The 15,538-nt window shown below is 59.2% G+C and carries 17 protein-coding genes and 1 riboswitch; of the genes, 8 read left to right on the top strand and 9 right to left on the bottom strand.

The window, feature by feature from the left end:
- Positions 1 to 16: 16 nt before the first annotated feature.
- The 4 genes from PH605_RS16735 to crcB all read right to left on the bottom strand — a co-directional run bounded on the left by PH605_RS16735 (position 17) and on the right by crcB (position 2,949).
- On the bottom strand, positions 17 to 811 hold the full coding sequence (locus PH605_RS16735; protein ID WP_059752907.1) for an ATP12 family chaperone protein: 795 nt from the start codon (positions 809 to 811) through the stop codon (positions 17 to 19).
- Positions 812 to 840: 29 nt separating this feature from the next.
- Positions 841 to 1,509 carry an HAD family hydrolase gene (locus PH605_RS16730; RefSeq protein WP_065655411.1) on the bottom strand — a complete coding sequence of 223 codons (669 nt, stop codon included), beginning with the start codon at positions 1,507 to 1,509 and terminating at the stop codon, positions 841 to 843.
- A 6-nt stretch (positions 1,510 to 1,515) separates the two neighbouring features.
- Positions 1,516 to 2,505, bottom strand: coding sequence for an RluA family pseudouridine synthase (locus tag PH605_RS16725; RefSeq protein ID WP_035264040.1), 990 nt, complete (start codon positions 2,503 to 2,505; stop codon positions 1,516 to 1,518).
- A gap of 66 nt (positions 2,506 to 2,571) precedes the next feature.
- Positions 2,572 to 2,949, bottom strand: a complete 378-nt coding sequence (gene crcB, locus PH605_RS16720; protein ID WP_065655410.1) for a fluoride efflux transporter CrcB — start codon at positions 2,947 to 2,949, stop codon at positions 2,572 to 2,574.
- A gap of 204 nt (positions 2,950 to 3,153) precedes the next feature.
- On the opposite strand from crcB, the gene PH605_RS16715 reads away from it, so the two are divergent.
- Positions 3,154 to 3,456 (top strand): hypothetical protein, encoded by a 303-nt coding sequence (locus PH605_RS16715; RefSeq protein WP_065655458.1) that lies wholly within the window; start codon positions 3,154 to 3,156, stop codon positions 3,454 to 3,456.
- 237 nt (positions 3,457 to 3,693) lie between these two features.
- Here PH605_RS16715 and PH605_RS16710 read toward each other — a convergent pair whose 3' ends face one another.
- Positions 3,694 to 4,665 (bottom strand): copper chaperone PCu(A)C, encoded by a 972-nt coding sequence (locus PH605_RS16710; protein ID WP_142845491.1) that lies wholly within the window; start codon positions 4,663 to 4,665, stop codon positions 3,694 to 3,696.
- A gap of 87 nt (positions 4,666 to 4,752) precedes the next feature.
- The gene (locus tag PH605_RS16705; protein WP_142845490.1) at positions 4,753 to 5,133 is read right to left on the bottom strand and encodes a hypothetical protein; all 381 of its coding nucleotides are present in this window, start codon (positions 5,131 to 5,133) and stop codon (positions 4,753 to 4,755) included.
- Positions 5,134 to 5,306: 173 nt separating this feature from the next.
- Between PH605_RS16705 and PH605_RS16700 the strand changes: the two genes are divergently transcribed.
- The 6 genes from PH605_RS16700 (at position 5,307) to PH605_RS16675 (ending at position 11,985) form a co-directional block, all read left to right on the top strand.
- Positions 5,307 to 5,492 carry a DUF3008 family protein gene (locus tag PH605_RS16700; RefSeq protein ID WP_065655407.1) on the top strand — a complete coding sequence of 62 codons (186 nt, stop codon included), beginning with the start codon at positions 5,307 to 5,309 and terminating at the stop codon, positions 5,490 to 5,492.
- Positions 5,493 to 5,616: 124 nt separating this feature from the next.
- A riboswitch (glycine riboswitch) is annotated at positions 5,617 to 5,704 on the top strand.
- A gap of 149 nt (positions 5,705 to 5,853) precedes the next feature.
- Positions 5,854 to 6,993, top strand: coding sequence for a glycine cleavage system aminomethyltransferase GcvT (gcvT, locus tag PH605_RS16695; protein ID WP_142845489.1), 1,140 nt, complete (start codon positions 5,854 to 5,856; stop codon positions 6,991 to 6,993).
- Positions 6,994 to 7,021: 28 nt separating this feature from the next.
- The gene (gene gcvH, locus PH605_RS16690) at positions 7,022 to 7,384 is read left to right on the top strand and encodes a glycine cleavage system protein GcvH (protein ID WP_065655405.1); all 363 of its coding nucleotides are present in this window, start codon (positions 7,022 to 7,024) and stop codon (positions 7,382 to 7,384) included.
- Entirely contained in the window at positions 7,384 to 10,248 is a 2,865-nt protein-coding gene (gene gcvP, locus PH605_RS16685; RefSeq protein ID WP_142845488.1) for an aminomethyl-transferring glycine dehydrogenase, read from the top strand. Before gcvH ends, gcvP begins: the two co-directional genes overlap by 1 nt.
- Positions 10,249 to 10,465: 217 nt before the next feature.
- The gene (locus PH605_RS16680; RefSeq protein ID WP_065655403.1) at positions 10,466 to 11,023 is read left to right on the top strand and encodes a fasciclin domain-containing protein; all 558 of its coding nucleotides are present in this window, start codon (positions 10,466 to 10,468) and stop codon (positions 11,021 to 11,023) included.
- Between the two features lie 158 nt (positions 11,024 to 11,181).
- Positions 11,182 to 11,985: an endonuclease/exonuclease/phosphatase family protein gene (locus PH605_RS16675; RefSeq protein ID WP_161987928.1), complete on the top strand. Its 804-nt coding sequence runs from the start codon at positions 11,182 to 11,184 to the stop codon at positions 11,983 to 11,985.
- Positions 11,986 to 12,024: 39 nt separating this feature from the next.
- Here PH605_RS16675 and PH605_RS16670 read toward each other — a convergent pair whose 3' ends face one another.
- A complete protein-coding gene (locus PH605_RS16670; protein ID WP_080856330.1) occupies positions 12,025 to 12,528 on the bottom strand; it encodes a hypothetical protein in 504 nt (167 codons plus the stop codon).
- 194 nt (positions 12,529 to 12,722) lie between these two features.
- Between PH605_RS16670 and PH605_RS16665 the strand changes: the two genes are divergently transcribed.
- Positions 12,723 to 14,009, top strand: a complete 1,287-nt coding sequence (locus PH605_RS16665; RefSeq protein ID WP_125145721.1) for an MFS transporter — start codon at positions 12,723 to 12,725, stop codon at positions 14,007 to 14,009.
- Positions 14,010 to 14,067: 58 nt separating this feature from the next.
- On the opposite strand, the gene PH605_RS16660 is transcribed toward PH605_RS16665, so the two are convergent.
- A complete protein-coding gene (locus PH605_RS16660; protein ID WP_035264028.1) occupies positions 14,068 to 14,880 on the bottom strand; it encodes a ferredoxin--NADP reductase in 813 nt (270 codons plus the stop codon).
- 146 nt (positions 14,881 to 15,026) lie between these two features.
- Positions 15,027 to 15,533 carry a DUF934 domain-containing protein gene (locus PH605_RS16655; protein WP_078052953.1) on the bottom strand — a complete coding sequence of 169 codons (507 nt, stop codon included), beginning with the start codon at positions 15,531 to 15,533 and terminating at the stop codon, positions 15,027 to 15,029.
- Positions 15,534 to 15,538: the final 5 nt, after the last annotated feature.

Genomic DNA, 15,538 nt, shown 5'->3' with positions numbered 1-15,538 from the left:
CAGGGTTAGAAAAGCGTTAAGACGCGCTCTTGAGCGACTCCAGAACATTGAGTGCCGCGCGCATATCGACAAGCCTGACGGCGCGGCGCTCAAGCGCCTCCTCGTCCTCGCCCCATTGCTCGGCGGTCCAGTCCTCGTCCAGATGGGCGAGCGCCCAGGCTTCCTCCAGCGTCAACTCCCCTTCCGCCAGCGCCAGCGCCAAAATGGCGGAGCCGGTCAGCGATGTCATGGTGTGGAGAGCGGCAAGCGCAATCGGCGTATCGTATTTCTTCAGCGTTACCGCAAAGGCCGCGATGGCTTCGCGCGGCTGGTCCTGATGCATCACGCCTTCAACGAGAATGAAGCGCGCTCCGAGCACATTGGCCGCCCAGTCCAGAACCGGATCCCAATGGTCCGTCTGCCGCGCAACCAGCGCTTCCGGATCGCCGGCGCGATAGCAGAGGAGATCGGAAGAGGAAAAACGAAGTATGTCCTCAAAAACAGCCTGGGTATCATTGGCGACGCCATCAATGGCCGTGTTCACATGCCGAGAAACCGGCATTACCACCGGATTCACCACTTCTTTCTGGGCGTCCCATTCATCGCGAAGCAGTTCCGCCAGCGCACGCGTCGGGACGGTCAGCGGCTTCTTGGCAGGAGTGCGCAGCGGCTTGCCATCGAGAAGGATGGTAAAGCCGCCCTCCTCCGCCTCGCCGACGGTGACATCTTTATAGAACCGCTTCGGCAGAGGTTTCTGCATCTGGATCTGCGCGCGCAGGATCGGGTCGGGATGGCTCAGGCCCTCCGAAAGGTCGTTCAGGAGATCACGCATGGCACGTCCTCGTCAGTCGGATAGAAAGGTTATTCAAGAATATCGGCCGGAACATAGGCCGGAATTTCGCGCGGGTGGCTGACGACCGCATCGGCGCCTGCCTTCCAGAGATCGTCGACCGAGGCATAACCCCAGGCAACGCCGATTGCTTTCGCGCCGGCGGCCTTGGCCATCTGCATGTCGTAGATCGCATCGCCGATAACGACAGTATCGGCCGGAACCATGCCGGTTTCATGGCAGCATTCCATCACCATGGCCGGATGCGGCTTGGAGGGACAATCATCCGCCGTGCGCGAAACGATGAAGTGATCGGCAAGGCCGTGGGTCTGCAGGATATGGGTAAGACCGCGCCGGCCCTTGCCTGTCACCGCGCCGATCAGCACATCGTCGCGTTTCGAAAGCGTATCGATCAGCGTGGCGATACCGTCGAAAAGCGGTACGGTCATTTCCGGCCGCTCCCGCAGGGGATGATAGAGTTCCCTGTAACGTTCCGTCATCGCCTTCGCTTCATCATCCACATGCGCCTTGCCCAGCATGCGGGCGATGGCGATATCCAGCGTCAGGCCAATGATCGCCTTGGTTTCGGAGATATCGGGGCGCGGTTTGCCGAAATCAGCGAAAGTATCGGACATGACGGCATGGATCAGGCCGGCGCTATCCACCAGCGTTCCGTCACAATCGAAAAGAACCAGTTTCATGGGCTGTCAGTCTTCCCTGTCGCCATCGGCCACGTCGAGACCGAGCAGGTTCCAGGTCTGGACCATATGCGGCGGAAGGGGCGCGCTGACCCGAAGCCGGCCGCCATTCGGATGCGGAATGTCGATATGGCGTGCGTGGAGGTGCAGGCGCTTCTGGATGCCGCCCGGGAAATCCCAGTTCGGATCGTCGATGTAATATTTCGGATCGCCGATGATCGGGTGGCCCATATGCAGCGCGTGCACGCGAAGCTGATGGGTGCGGCCGGTATAGGGTTCCATTTCCAGCCAGGCGAGGTTCTGCGCGGCGGTATCGATGACGCGGTAATAGGAAACGGCGTGATCGGCGCCCTCCTCGCCATGCTTGGCGATACGCATGCGATCGCCATCCATCGTCTGTTCCTTGACCAGCCAGGTGGAAATCTTGTCCTGATGCTTGCGCGGCACGCCCTTGACCAGGGCCCAATAGGTCTTCTTGGTATCGCGTTCGCGGAAGGCGGCCGTCAGCTTCTGCGCAGCACCGCGGGTGCGGGCAACCACCAGCACACCCGACGTATCGCGGTCGAGGCGGTGCACCAGACGCGGCTTTTCGCCTTTCTGATTGGTCCAGGCTTCCAGCAGCCCGTCAATATGGCGAGTAACGCCGGAGCCGCCCTGCACGGCAATGCCGGCCGGCTTGTTGAAGACGAACACCTTGTCGTCCTCATGCAGGAGCATGCGCGCCAGAAGCTCGCCATCTTCGGAGTGTTTGAGGTCTTTCGATCCGATCGGGCCGCTCTTGACCTTGAGATCGGAATCGACCGGCGGTACGCGCACCATCTGTCCCGGCTGCACGCGTGCATCCGTCTTCACCCGGCCGCCATCCACACGCACCTGGCCGGAGCGCAGAAGCTTCTGCAACTGCCCGAAACCAAGTCCCGGATAATGAATCTTGAACCAGCGATCGAGGCGCATACCGGCCTCGTCGGCCCCGACCTTGATATGCTCGATACCTGCCATGAAATTTCCAGTCTTTCTGTCCTGATCGCGCGCCCTATTCGTCGGCGCGCCGTTTGGACCAAGCCTTTAGAACAAACTGCGGCCCAAGGCCAGCCCGGCGAAAACCGCCGTGATGGAAACAGCGAGGCTTGCAAGCACGTAAACCGCCGATAGCCCGAGCGCGCCGCGTTCGAACAGCGCGACCGCATCGAGCGAGAAGGACGAGAATGTGGTGAACCCGCCGAGCACGCCGGTGACGAGAAACAGGCGCATTTCCATCGAGGCGTTCAGCCGGCGCGCCACAAGCTCGACCAGCAGACCGATCAGGAAAGATCCGACCACATTGACGGCAAGGGTTCCCCAGGGAAAATTCGGTCCGGCCAACCGCATGCTCCAGACCCCGACCAGATAACGGAACACGGAACCGATTGCGCCGCCTGCAGCGACAAGGGCGATATTGATCATGGGGAATTGTGTCTCCGGAAGAAATCGTCGGACCGGACGGTCCAGGACATTTTTAGACCATGGGAACCGCCGGCGAAACCCCTTTGCCCGGCGCTTTCGGCTGTTAAAATACGATTAAATTGCAGCTGTGCGATTTAGCCTTCCAACAATAGGCAACTGTTAATCTACGGTTTTTCAGGGTCGGCGAAGATGGCCGGAGGTTCGATGACACAGGTTCTTTCCGTTTCCGCGAATACAGCGGCCTATGCGCTGGAGGCCATGAAGCCGCCGCAACGCGTGCCGCGCAAGAGCGAGGTTGAAGAGGCCATTCACGAACTGGCGCGCAAGGCCGAAAACGGCGACGATTTCCAGCTCAGGGGCCTGATGACGACGATCAAGCCGCCGGCCCTCACCCTCTATTTCCTGATAGCAAGCAGCCAGCGTCAGGAGCCACAGGCGACACTCGAGCAGGCCGTGGAGGCCTACGAGGAAAACAGCTTCACATCAAAATCTGAAAGTAATTTATAGATCAAGTGGATATATAGATATTTTAATGTCGTTTCTTCAGTCTTTCGCCATATAGGCGGAGCCTTCGCATTCAGCCTGGTGTCAGACTGATCTTCTAGAGATTTGCGACCGAGTTCCGGAAAATCACGTGGGCAGATGTACCCTGCTTTTCCGCCACGGCGCTGAAGAACAAACACGACAGATGAAAATTTGCGGCTACCGGACCTGTCACGCGTTCCGGTAGCCGTTTTTTATCGGTCAATTATGCTGGTGGTCGCCGCCGCCCTTGGCTGCGCCTGCGGACAGCACGATCTCCACCTTGCCGGCCTTTTCGAAGATGAGCGTTACCGGCACCTTGTCGCCTTCGGCAAAGGGCTTCTTCACATCGAAGAACATCATATGCAGGCCGCCGGGCTTCAGCTCCACCGTCTGGCCGGCGGGAATGACGATGCCGTCATCCAGCTTGCGCATTTTCATGACGTCGTTGACCATGGCCATCTCGTGGATTTCAGCACGTCCGGCGGACGACGATTCAACGCCGATCAGCTTGTCGTCGCTATCGCCGGTATTCTTGATCGTCACGTATCCACCGCCCACGGGCTGGCCCGGCAGCATGGCCTTGGTCGTTCCCTCCGACACTTCGAGGCTGCCGGCCTTCACGACATCCATATCCATGGCGGAGTGATCATGGCCGCCGGCATGCGCAGCCTTTGCGGCAACGCGAATGGTGGGAGCGGGACTTTTCAGGGAATGTGGATCGACGCCGGCCGCTGCCACTTCGTCCCAGGCAACCTTGCCTTTGTCGCCGCAGAGCTGCGTTACCTTGAATGGCAGGTCCTGCCCCGCCTCAATACCGGAGATTTTTCCCTGCACGGAGAAGGTGTCGTAGAATTCATCCGGCAGGTTGCCGCCTTTCCAGCGGATTTCGACCGGTCCGCTTTTAATCTCCTTGCCGTGGTTCTTGTAGGCCTTCTGGTAGTCTCCCTTGATGACCTCCAGTTCCCAGCCAGCCTTGGGCTGGGGCTTCGCGGCAATGAATCCTTCCGGCAGCTTGATCTGAACTTCGGTGGTGGCGAGCCCGCCTTCGCAGCCATGCGGAACCTGGAGGGCGGCAACGACGGTGCTTTCCTGTTCGGCCGAACCGTCAACGAATGTGGCATGGGCGAAAGCCTGCGCGGTCGAAACCGAGGCGACGAAAAGGCTGCAGGTGATGATCTTGGTGGTTTTCATTTGCTTGTCCCTGCGACTGCTATCCCTCTGGGTCCGCGCAGCCGCTCCGTGCCGCCAAAGGCGGCGATGATCCCGTAAAACGAAAAATCAGGCGGACAGGGATGGCGGGCCGCGCGCGGCGGGCTTCTGGATCGTCAGCACGGAGCGGAAGCTCCATTCCGCAGGCAGGCGATTGTCGAGCCAGGCAAACTCAGTCTTCAGCCAGCCAGCCGTATCGGGCATCGGCAGAAGAATGGACGAGGCGAGCAGGCAGGCCTCGCAAAACAGGATGGCGTCGCTGGAATGGGCGGGGCCTTCCCTGGTATGGGAAGCATTGACGCCGTTGCCATGGCCAAGGCAGATTTCCGCGAAGGTGCCGTCCGGCAGCCGGTAACTCTCATCCAGCGCAACGGCGGGTGCTGCGGCAAGCGCCGGCTTGTGGGCAAAACCGAGGGACAACATCAGGGTAGCGCAGAAAATGCGAAGCATTTTCTCCATCCCCATCAGCCGTCTTTTTCGATTTGCATCCATGTTCTAGGCGATATCCCTGTTTCTCTCCGATTTCAAAGGGCAATTTTGCCGCAGGCCAGACCGTTGCAAGGGAACAATAGATGCCGGGGGGCATTTTCCTGCCACAACCATCGTTCCAAGGGAGGCCCGACATGCCAGCCAAATCGAAGGCCCAGCAGAAAGCGGCGGGCGCCGCACTGGCGGCCAAACGCGGAGAAACGAAGAAATCCAGTTTAAAAGGTGCTTCAAAAAGCATGGAGAAGTCCATGACAGAAAAGGAACTTGAGGATTTCGCATCGACGAAACGCAAGGGCCTTCCTGAGAAAAAATCCGACTGAAGAAAGCCGCCAAGACCATCTGTTGCCGCGGATCGCTGCGCCGATGGCGCAGATGGAGCAAGAATCTGTTCAGATGCGTCATTTGGTCCTTGCCAACAGCGGGGCTTCGCAGATAATGAGCGTCGCATCATCGTTGGGAGAAACCGCTTCATTGCGGTGCCGAAGGAGCAACCGCCCCGGAAACTCTCAGGCAAAAGGACCAGCGGTGACGACGGAACTCTGGAGAGAAGCCACCTTTCATAAGGACGGCTCGCCGAAGGGATAACAATCTCAGGCGACAAGGACAGAGGGGGCTCTTGAACCGGTGCTTTGCGCCATGACCTGAGCCCGCGCGATCTTTCGCGCAACCCTGGAGGCGTCCTTGGACGATACCGCCGCGCTGAAAACCACGCCGCTCCACTCCCTGCACATATCGCTTGGCGCCCGCATGGTGCCCTTTGCCGGTTACGACATGCCCGTGCAATATCCGGCCGGCGTTCTGAAGGAGCATCTCCAGACCCGCACCTCCGCCGGCCTGTTCGACGTGTCCCATATGGGTCAGGTGATCCTGAAAGCGAAGTCCGGCAACAATGAAGATGCCGCACGCGCGCTCGAAAAGCTGGTGCCGGTTGACATTCTCGGCCTCAAGGAAGGCCGCCAGCGCTACGGTTTCTTCACCGACGAAAACGGCTGCATTCTGGATGATCTGATGATCACCAATCGCGGCGATCATCTTTTTGTCGTCGTCAACGCCGCCTGTAAGGATGCCGATGTCGCCCATATGAAGGCGCATCTTTCCGATGCCTGCGAGATAACGCTTCTCGATGACCGGGCGCTTATCGCGCTTCAGGGTCCGCGCGCTGAGGCCGTTCTGGCTGAACTCTGGGCCGGCGTCTCGGAAATGAAATTCATGGATGTGCAGGAAGTGCCGCTGCATGACGTGCCGTGCATCGTCTCGCGCTCCGGTTATTCCGGTGAAGACGGCTTTGAGATTTCCGTACCGGCCGACAAGGCCGAAGAAATTGCCAAAGCCCTGCTCGAACATCCCGATTGCGATGCCATCGGGCTTGGTGCGCGCGACAGCCTGCGCCTCGAAGCCGGCCTTTGTCTCTACGGCAACGATATCGACACTACGACCTCCCCCATCGACGCCTCGCTCGAATGGGCGATCCAGAAAGCGCGCCGCGCCGGTGGAGACCGCGAGGGCGGTTTTCCTGGCGCGGAGCGTATTCTCGGCGAACTGAAAGACGGCACATCGCGCCGCCGCGTCGGCCTGAAGCCAGAAGGCAAGGCGCCGGTGCGCGGCCATTCGAAGCTGTTTGCGGATGCCGAAGGCAAGACGGAGATCGGTGAAGTGACCTCGGGCGGTTTCGGTCCCTCGGTCGAAGGTCCCGTCGCCATGGGTTACGTGCCTGTTTCCCACGCTGCTCCCGGTACGGCGATTTTCGCGGAAGTGCGCGGCAAATATCTGCCCGTCACCGTCGCCGCCCTTCCCTTCATCAAGCCCACCTATAAACGATAATCTTCATCCCATCTCCGGAGAGAATACGATGCTGAAATTTACCGCAGAACACGAATGGCTGAAGTTCGAAGGCGATATCGCCACCGTTGGCATCACCAGCCACGCCGCTGAACAGCTTGGCGATCTCGTTTTCGTTGAATTGCCGGAAGTGGGCGCCACCTTCTCCAAGGATGGCGACGCGGCAACCGTTGAATCCGTCAAGGCGGCTTCCGATGTCTATTGTCCGCTGGATGGCGAAGTGGTCGAAATCAACCAGGCCATCGTTGATGATCCCTCGCTCGTCAATTCCGACCCGCAGGGCGCCGGCTGGTTCTTCAAGCTGAAACTCTCCAATCCGGCCGATGCCGAGACGCTGCTCGATGAAGCAGCCTACAAGGAGCTGATCGCGTAATGACGACGCCCACCGAATTCCATTTCACCGACTATCAGCCCTATGATTTCGCCAACCGGCGTCATATCGGGCCGTCGCCGTCGGAAATGGCCGAGATGCTGAAGGTCGTTGGCTATAAGAGCCTCGATGCCCTGATCGACGCCACCGTTCCCTCCTCCATCCGCCAGAAATTGCCGCTGACCTGGGGTGCCGCGCTGACCGAACGCGAGGCGCTCGACCGCCTGCGTGAAACGGCCAACAAGAACCAGGTTCTGACCTCGCTGATCGGCCAGGGTTATTACGGCACGATCACGCCGCCGGTCATCCAGCGGAATATTCTGGAAAACCCGGCCTGGTACACGGCCTATACGCCCTATCAGCCGGAAATCAGCCAGGGCCGCCTTGAGGCGCTGCTGAACTACCAGACCATGGTCTGCGACCTGACCGGCCTCGATGTTGCCAACGCATCGCTGCTCGATGAAGCGACGGCGGCTGCCGAAGCCATGGCCATGTGCCAGCGTGTTGCCAAGTCCAAGGCGACCGCCTTCTTCGTTGACGCCAATTGCCATCCGCAGACCATTGCGCTGATCGAGACCCGCGCGGCCCCGCTCGGCTGGAAGGTGATTGTCGGCAACCCCTTTACTGATCTCGACCCGGTCGATGTGTTCGGTGCGATCTTCCAGTATCCGGGCACCCACGGCCATGTTAGCGATTTCTCCGGCCTGATTTCCCGCCTGCACCAGACGGGCGCGATTGCCGCCGTCGCCGCCGATCTTCTGGCGCTGACGCTGCTCAAATCTCCCGGCGAAATGGGCGCGGATATCGCCATCGGTACCTCTCAGCGCTTCGGCGTTCCGGTTGGTTACGGCGGTCCGCACGCGGCTTACATGGCCGTCAAGGATGCGCATAAGCGCTCCATGCCCGGCCGTCTGGTCGGCGTCTCCGTCGATGCGCGCGGCAACCGCGCCTATCGCCTGTCGCTGCAGACACGCGAACAGCATATCCGCCGCGAGAAGGCGACGTCGAACATCTGCACGGCGCAGGTGCTGCTGGCCGTCATGGCCTCCATGTATGGCGTCTTCCATGGCCCGCAGGGCATTAAGGCGATCGCCCAGCAGACCCACCAGAAGGCCGTTCTGATGGCCAAGGGGCTGGAAAAGCTCGGCTACACCATCGAGCCGGAAACCTTCTTCGACACCATCACCGTTGAAGTCGGCCATATGCAGGGCGTCATCCTGCGCTCGGCCGTTGCGGAAGGCGTGAACCTTCGCAAGGTCGGTGCGACCAAGATCGGCATGAGCCTTGACGAGCGCACGCGCCCGGCAACGCTTGAGGCGGTCTGGCGCGCTTTCGGCGGCAATTTCTCGATCTCGGATTTCGAGCCGGAATATCGCCTGCCGAAGGACCTGCTGCGCACCAGCCCGTATATGACGCATCCGATCTTCCACATGAACCGCGCCGAAAGCGAGATGACTCGTTACATCCGCCGTCTCTCGGACCGCGATCTGGCGCTCGACCGCTCGATGATCCCGCTCGGTTCCTGCACCATGAAGCTGAACGCAACAGCGGAAATGTTGCCGATCACCTGGCCGGAATTTTCCGACATCCATCCCTTCGCGCCGGCCAATCAGGCGCTCGGCTACAAGGAGATGATCGACGATCTCTCCGAAAAGCTGTGCTCGGTCACCGGTTACGACGCCTTCTCCATGCAGCCGAATTCCGGCGCGCAGGGGGAATATGCCGGGCTTCTGACCATCCGCAACTATCACCTCGCCAATGGCGGCACACACCGTGACGTGTGCCTCATTCCGACGTCGGCGCATGGCACCAATCCTGCCTCTGCGCAGATGGTCGGCATGAAAGTGGTGCCGGTCAAAGTGCGGGATAATGGTGACATCGATATCGACGATTTCCGTGCAAAAGCAGAGCAGTATGCGGAAAACCTCTCGTGCTGCATGATCACGTACCCGTCCACCCACGGCGTGTTCGAGGAGACGGTTCGCGAGATTTGCGAAATCACCCATAAGCATGGTGGACAGGTGTATCTGGACGGCGCCAACATGAACGCCATGGTCGGTCTCGCCCGCCCCGGCGATATCGGTTCGGACGTTTCGCATCTCAACCTGCACAAGACCTTCTGCATTCCGCATGGCGGCGGTGGCCCCGGCATGGGACCGATCGGTGTCAAGGCGCATCTTGCTCCCTATCTGCCCGGCCATCCGGCGACGGACGGTCGTGAGGGTGCGGTGTCTGCTGCCCCGTTCGGCTCGCCGTCGATCCTGCCGATTTCGTGGAGCTATTGCCTGATGATGGGCGGCGAAGGGCTGACGCAGGCGACCAAGGTGGCGATCCTCAACGCCAACTATATCGCCGAGCGGCTGAAGGGTGCGTACGACGTGCTCTACAAGTCCGAAACCGGCCGCGTGGCGCATGAGTGCATTATAGATACCCGCCCGCTGGCAGATAGCTGCGGCGTGACGGTGGACGATGTCGCAAAGCGCCTCATCGACTGCGGTTTCCACGCGCCGACCATGAGCTGGCCGGTTGCCGGCACGCTGATGATCGAGCCGACGGAATCCGAAACCAAGGCGGAAATCGACCGTTTCTGCGATGCCATGCTGGCGATCCGCGAGGAAGCCCGCGACATCGAGGAAGGCCGTGCGGACAAGACCAACAACCCGCTGAAGAACGCACCGCACACGGTGGAAGACCTCGTTGGTGAATGGGATCGTCCCTATAGCCGCGAAAAGGGCTGCTTCCCGCCCGGCGCGTTCCGCATCGACAAATACTGGTCGCCGGTCAACCGCATCGACAATGTCTATGGCGACCGCAACCTCATCTGCACCTGCCCGCCGATGGAGGCTTATGCCGAAGCGGCTGAGTAAACTTCGTTTCGCTCAAGACAAAAGCCCGGATCGCTCCGGGCTTTTTTATGTCGACACATAGATAATCATTCTTGAAATCAATTATTTATCATTTTTCCTGGCTCGCCTCGAAACTTCGAGGAGCCGGCTTCCGTCTCTTGTGTCGCTACGGATCACCGATAGCGGCCACCGAAAGAAGTGCCTTTCGGGGTTTGGAAGTCACCAAGGAGGAATAACGATGTACAACGTTTCTGTTCGCGTCCTGACGCTGGCCGCAGCTCTTTCCATCGGCATGGTTTCCGCTTATGCCGCGAACCCCAAAGTTGGCGGCGCCGCAATGTTCGAGGACAAGAACATCGTTGAAAATGCGATGAACTCGAAAGACCATACAACGCTTGTCGCAGCGGTCAAGGCTGCCGGGCTTGTCGAAACACTTCAGGGAAAGGGCCCGTTCACGGTGTTTGCACCAACCAATGAGGCTTTTGCGGCCCTTCCGAAGGGTGCGGTCGATGACCTTCTGAAGCCCGAGAACAAGGAGAAGCTGGTCAAGGTGCTGACCTGCCATGTGGTTGCCGCCAATGCACTGTCACCCGCCATCGAAAAAATGATCAAGGACGACAAAGGTGAGCATGACGTTAAGACCGTCGGCGGCTGCGTTCTCAAGGCCAAGGAAAGCATGGGCAAAATCACGTTGACGGACGAGAATGGTACGGTTGCCCACGTCACCATCGCCGACGTCAAACAATCCAATGGCGTCATTCATGTCATCGACAAGGTGTTGCTGCCGAAGATGTAATATAACGAGACGGCAGGCGACTGGTACATGTAGAGGCCCGGAGCGATCCGGGCCTTTTCCGTTACAGCAGCAACGTTTCTCGGCCCCGCCGCACACGATTGCTCGCCACACATTCCATGCTAGAACGGATGCCACAATCAAGCGGCGATGGAGTGGGAATGCGTGTGATTTGCCTGAATGGTTGGGGCGGAAAGCTTCATGACGAGATTGTTCCCTATATCTCCTCATCAGATCCCGATATTCTTTGCCTGCAGGAGGTGGTGCACACGCCGACTGCCTTTGAGGACTGGCTGAGCTACCGCGATCACGGCATCGACCTGCCGCAAAGGGCGAACTTCTTCCACGAAATCGCCGAGGCCTTGCCGGATCACCTCGCGATCTTCTGTCCGGCGGCGCAGGGTGATCTCTGGCACAGCGAGATTAGATATCCTTCCCAATGGGGGCTGGCGACATTTGTGCGCAAATCCATCGCCATCGTTGCGCAGGCGCAAGGGTTCGTGCACGGGACTTTTTCCGCAGACGGATATGGAGATCATCCACGGTCGCGCACGGGCCACGCCGTCAGGGTTTTCGACTTCACCACCGGTCAGCCGGCCGTCATCGCCCATATGCACGGATTGCGCGACCTCAGCGGCAAACACGATATCCCCGCCCGTCTAGCGCAGGCGAAACGCCTCGTACAACTTGTCAAAAACATTGCTGAGGATGGCGACCGGATCATCGTCTGCGGTGATTTTAATGTCCTGCCTGACAGCGAGACCTTCACTGTGCTGAAGGAACTGGATCTCACCGAACTCGTCACGACACGCGGCTTTACTGACACCCGGACCTCACATTATGCCAAAGCGAACCGTTATGCGGATTACATGCTGGTCAATCCAGCCGTGCAGATCGATCGTTTCGATGTGGTGAGGCAGCCGGAAGTTTCGGACCATTGCCCCCTGCTGCTCGAATTCCACTAGAAACCCGAGCCGCCCATCCGTCATTGTCTCACCGCTGACTTAGCGAACGAGCCGGATATCGCTCGTCACCACCGTCTTGCCGGTCCTGCCGTCCTTATCGGTGGTGCGCAGCCGCAGACCGTTGGCTCCAATCTTTTCAATGGTCATGGCAGCAATGCGATCGCCGTTGATATCCCGGTTCCATCGCACTGTCAGATTTATGGCGTTTCCCTGTCTTGTGCCGGAAAGTGCGGATGGGCGGCCGGAAGGCCCAGTATAGGCGCCACTGTAGCGTCCGCCTTTCTCCGACAGATCGGCAGCGATTGCCCGCCTTACCACGAGAAGGCCGCGGCAAGTGCCGGACATGTTGAGCGACGATGCCCCCGCATTGGAGTTCAGTGTGCAACTCACATTGATCGGCGGCGTGCCTATCCGGGTAATCACGGTTCCCTTGCCTGCCCATGTGCCTTTCAGCGATGAGAGAAATGCGCGTTCGTCCGCATGTGCGGGCTGCGTGCCGAGCAATGCGGCCGAAAATAAAACTGCAAAAACCTTGATCTTCATGGCGCGTATCCGTTTTTCCACGAAGACTAACTCACCAGTACCGTTAAACGTTCCTCCAGCCGACTTTGCAGCGACCAAAAACATCTAGGATTTATCGTCATGTCGTGCCAATGCAACCAAATGCGGGCACAGATGTTTTTCGCCAGCCTCAATTAATTCCCATTCCCTCTTGCATATTTTTCGGAGCATATTTCATGACGACAATCGGCGTTTCGGCACCACCCGGCGGACTTCCTTCCGGTGGCTTGCCGCGTAGCGGTGGTATCTCAGACCGCACGCTTTTTGCCCTTGCAGCGCTGAATTTTTTCCTTGCCGATGCCCGTGACGGCCTCGGGCCGTTTCTGGATGCATTTCTGGCGACACAGGGTTGGTCTTCGCTTTCGTTGGGCATGATCGCCACGGTCGGTGGCCTCGTCGGTCTGCTTGCCACGCCGCTTTGCGGCGCGCTGGTGGATGGGACGACGTGGAAACGAACGCTGATTGCTATCCCCGTTGTTCTCGTGACCGTCGGGGCGTTGATCACGCTGATCTTTCCGGATGTTTGGATCGTCTGGACCGGCCAGATCATGACGGCGGTGGTTGGCGCAGTGGTCGGTCCCGCGCTTGCCGGCCTCACACTCGGCCTTGTCGGCGAGCGACTGTTTTCCCACCAGATTTCGCGCAATGAGTTCTGGAACCACGGTGGTAATTTTGCGTCGCTTTTCGCGACTTATGTGGTCGTAACGTTCTTCGGCATGAACGGGATCATCGGTCTCATGCTGCTGACCGCTGCCGGCGCCCTGCTCGCTACGGCGGCCATTGATCCCGATAGGATTGACCACAAGGTTGCGCGTGGCCTTGCCGAAGACAAGGGAGAGCCGGGACCGTCCGGCATCAGGGTGCTGCTGCACGAACGCGGGCTGATCTTTCTCGCCATCATTCTGCTTGTTTTCCACTTCGGCAACGCGCCGATGGGCCGGTTGATCGCGCAGGATTTCGCCATCGAACTGCAGACGCCCTTCCGCACCACCGCCATCATTACCGGCGTCGCGCAATTCGCGATGATCTTCGTCGCCGCAATGGCCCCATGGCTGATACGCCGTTTCGGTCTCTCGACCGTTTTCATCATCGCGCTGATCGCGTTGCCGATACGCGGTCTCCTCGCCTCGGCCTTTTCGGATTTCTGGGTGATCTTCCCGGTGCAGTTTCTCGATGGCGTTGGCGCGGGCCTGCTCGGCATCGTCACCCCGGTTGCTGTGGAGAGGATTTTGAAAGGCACCGGTCGTTTTAATGTCGGCCTTGCCAGCGTCATGATGGTTCAGGGTATCGGCGCATCGTTCAGCAATGTCGTCGCAGGCTGGCTGGTGACGAAGGGCGGTTATTCGCTGTCGCATCTCGTCGGCGGCGGCATTGCCGCTATCGCCATCGGGCTTTTTCTTCTCTATCGCAACGAAATAGCCCCGAAACAGGATGACGACGCCGCCTCTCAACACCGGCACTGAAGGCGCAAACAAAAAGGAGGCCTGACGGCCTCCTGAAATCTCGTAGCTTTTTATGGGATCAACCGACGAAAGCGCGCTCGATCACGAATTCGGCGGGCTTGTTGTTGGCGCCTTCGTTCAGGCCGGCTTTTTCCAGAAGCTCCTTGGTGTCCTTCAGCATTGCCGAGGAGCCGCAGATCATGCCGCGATCGATTTCGGGATCGAGCGCCGGGACGCCGAGATCCGCAAACAGCTTGCCGTTCTCGATCAGCGTGGTGATGCGGCCCTTGAAGGGGTAATCTTCGCGGGTGACGGTCGCATAGTGCTTCAGCTTGTCGCCGACGATCTCGTTCAGGAATTCGTGGTTACGGATTTCCTCGACCAGATCGAAGCCGTATTTCAGCTCGGCCACGTCGCGGCAGGTATGGGTGAGGATGACTTCCTCGAACTTCTCATAGGTCTCCGGGTCACGGATCAGGCTCGCGAAAGGCGCGATGCCGGTGCCGGTGGAGAACATGTAAAGCCGTCTGCCGGGCGTCAGCGCATCCAGAACCAGCGTGCCTGTCGGCTTCTTGCGCATCAGAACGGTATCGCCGGGCTTGATTGCCTGGAGATGCGACGTCAGCGGACCGTTCGGAACCTTGATCGAGAAGAATTCCAGTTCCTCGTCCCAGGCAGGGCTGGCGATGGAATAGGCGCGATAGATCGGCTTGTCGCCGACCATCAGGCCGATCATGGCGAATTCGCCGGAACGGAAACGGAAGCCGGCCGGGCGCGTCATACGGAAACGGAACAGGTGGTCGGTATAGTGTTCCACCGATAAAACCGTCTCGGCGTAAACACCGTCAGGTATCTTGATCGCGAAATCTTCCGTCTTGGCTGGCGCGTTCATTTCAGGTTCCGTCCATTCTTATTCGATGCGACATTCTCCGACCGGGCAATTATACCATTTTTGCTCCGGTTTGAAGGCATGAGAATGTCAATACTGCCATGTGCGTAGGAAATATGTATCAAAAACTCATATTTCCACGCAACGTGTCATAGAGACGCACGACGACGCCAGCTATAGGCCTCACCGCCGCTCGCCGGCTTGGCTGTCGGCTGGTAATAAACCGGAATTTCCGGCAGGCGATTTTCGGACAGGCGGCGGATGGCCGTGCCGTTCGTCACCGCAAAGCTGGTGAAGCCGGTGCGAAGCATCAGCGGCACCTGATCGATCAGGACGTCGCCAACCGCCCTCACCTCGCCCGCAAAACCGAGACGACTGCGCAGCAGCGAAGCGTGGCTGAACCCGCGTCCGTCATTGAAGGCCGGGAAGCTTATGGCGACAAGGTCGATACGGTCGAGATAGGGTCCGAGCCGCGTCACATCGTCGGCGGGCGTGATCAGAACGCCGAGGCCGATATCGTTGCTTTCGGCGGCACGAACCAGAAAATCGGCGAGCGGCAGCACGGGCTTCTGCTCCGCCGTCGCTTTCACTTCTTCCGTTTCGATCAGCCAGGGATCGTTTTCCACGAAGCCGTCGCGGTTCCAGATTTTCGTCATGGCAT

The sequence above is a fragment of the Agrobacterium sp. CFBP 3001 genome, assembly GCF_027871605.1.
Taxonomy (GTDB): Bacteria; Pseudomonadota; Alphaproteobacteria; order Rhizobiales; family Rhizobiaceae; genus Agrobacterium; species Agrobacterium leguminum.
The sequence above is the reverse complement of the archived record's forward strand: the minus strand, read 5'-3'. Positions and strand labels throughout refer to the sequence as shown.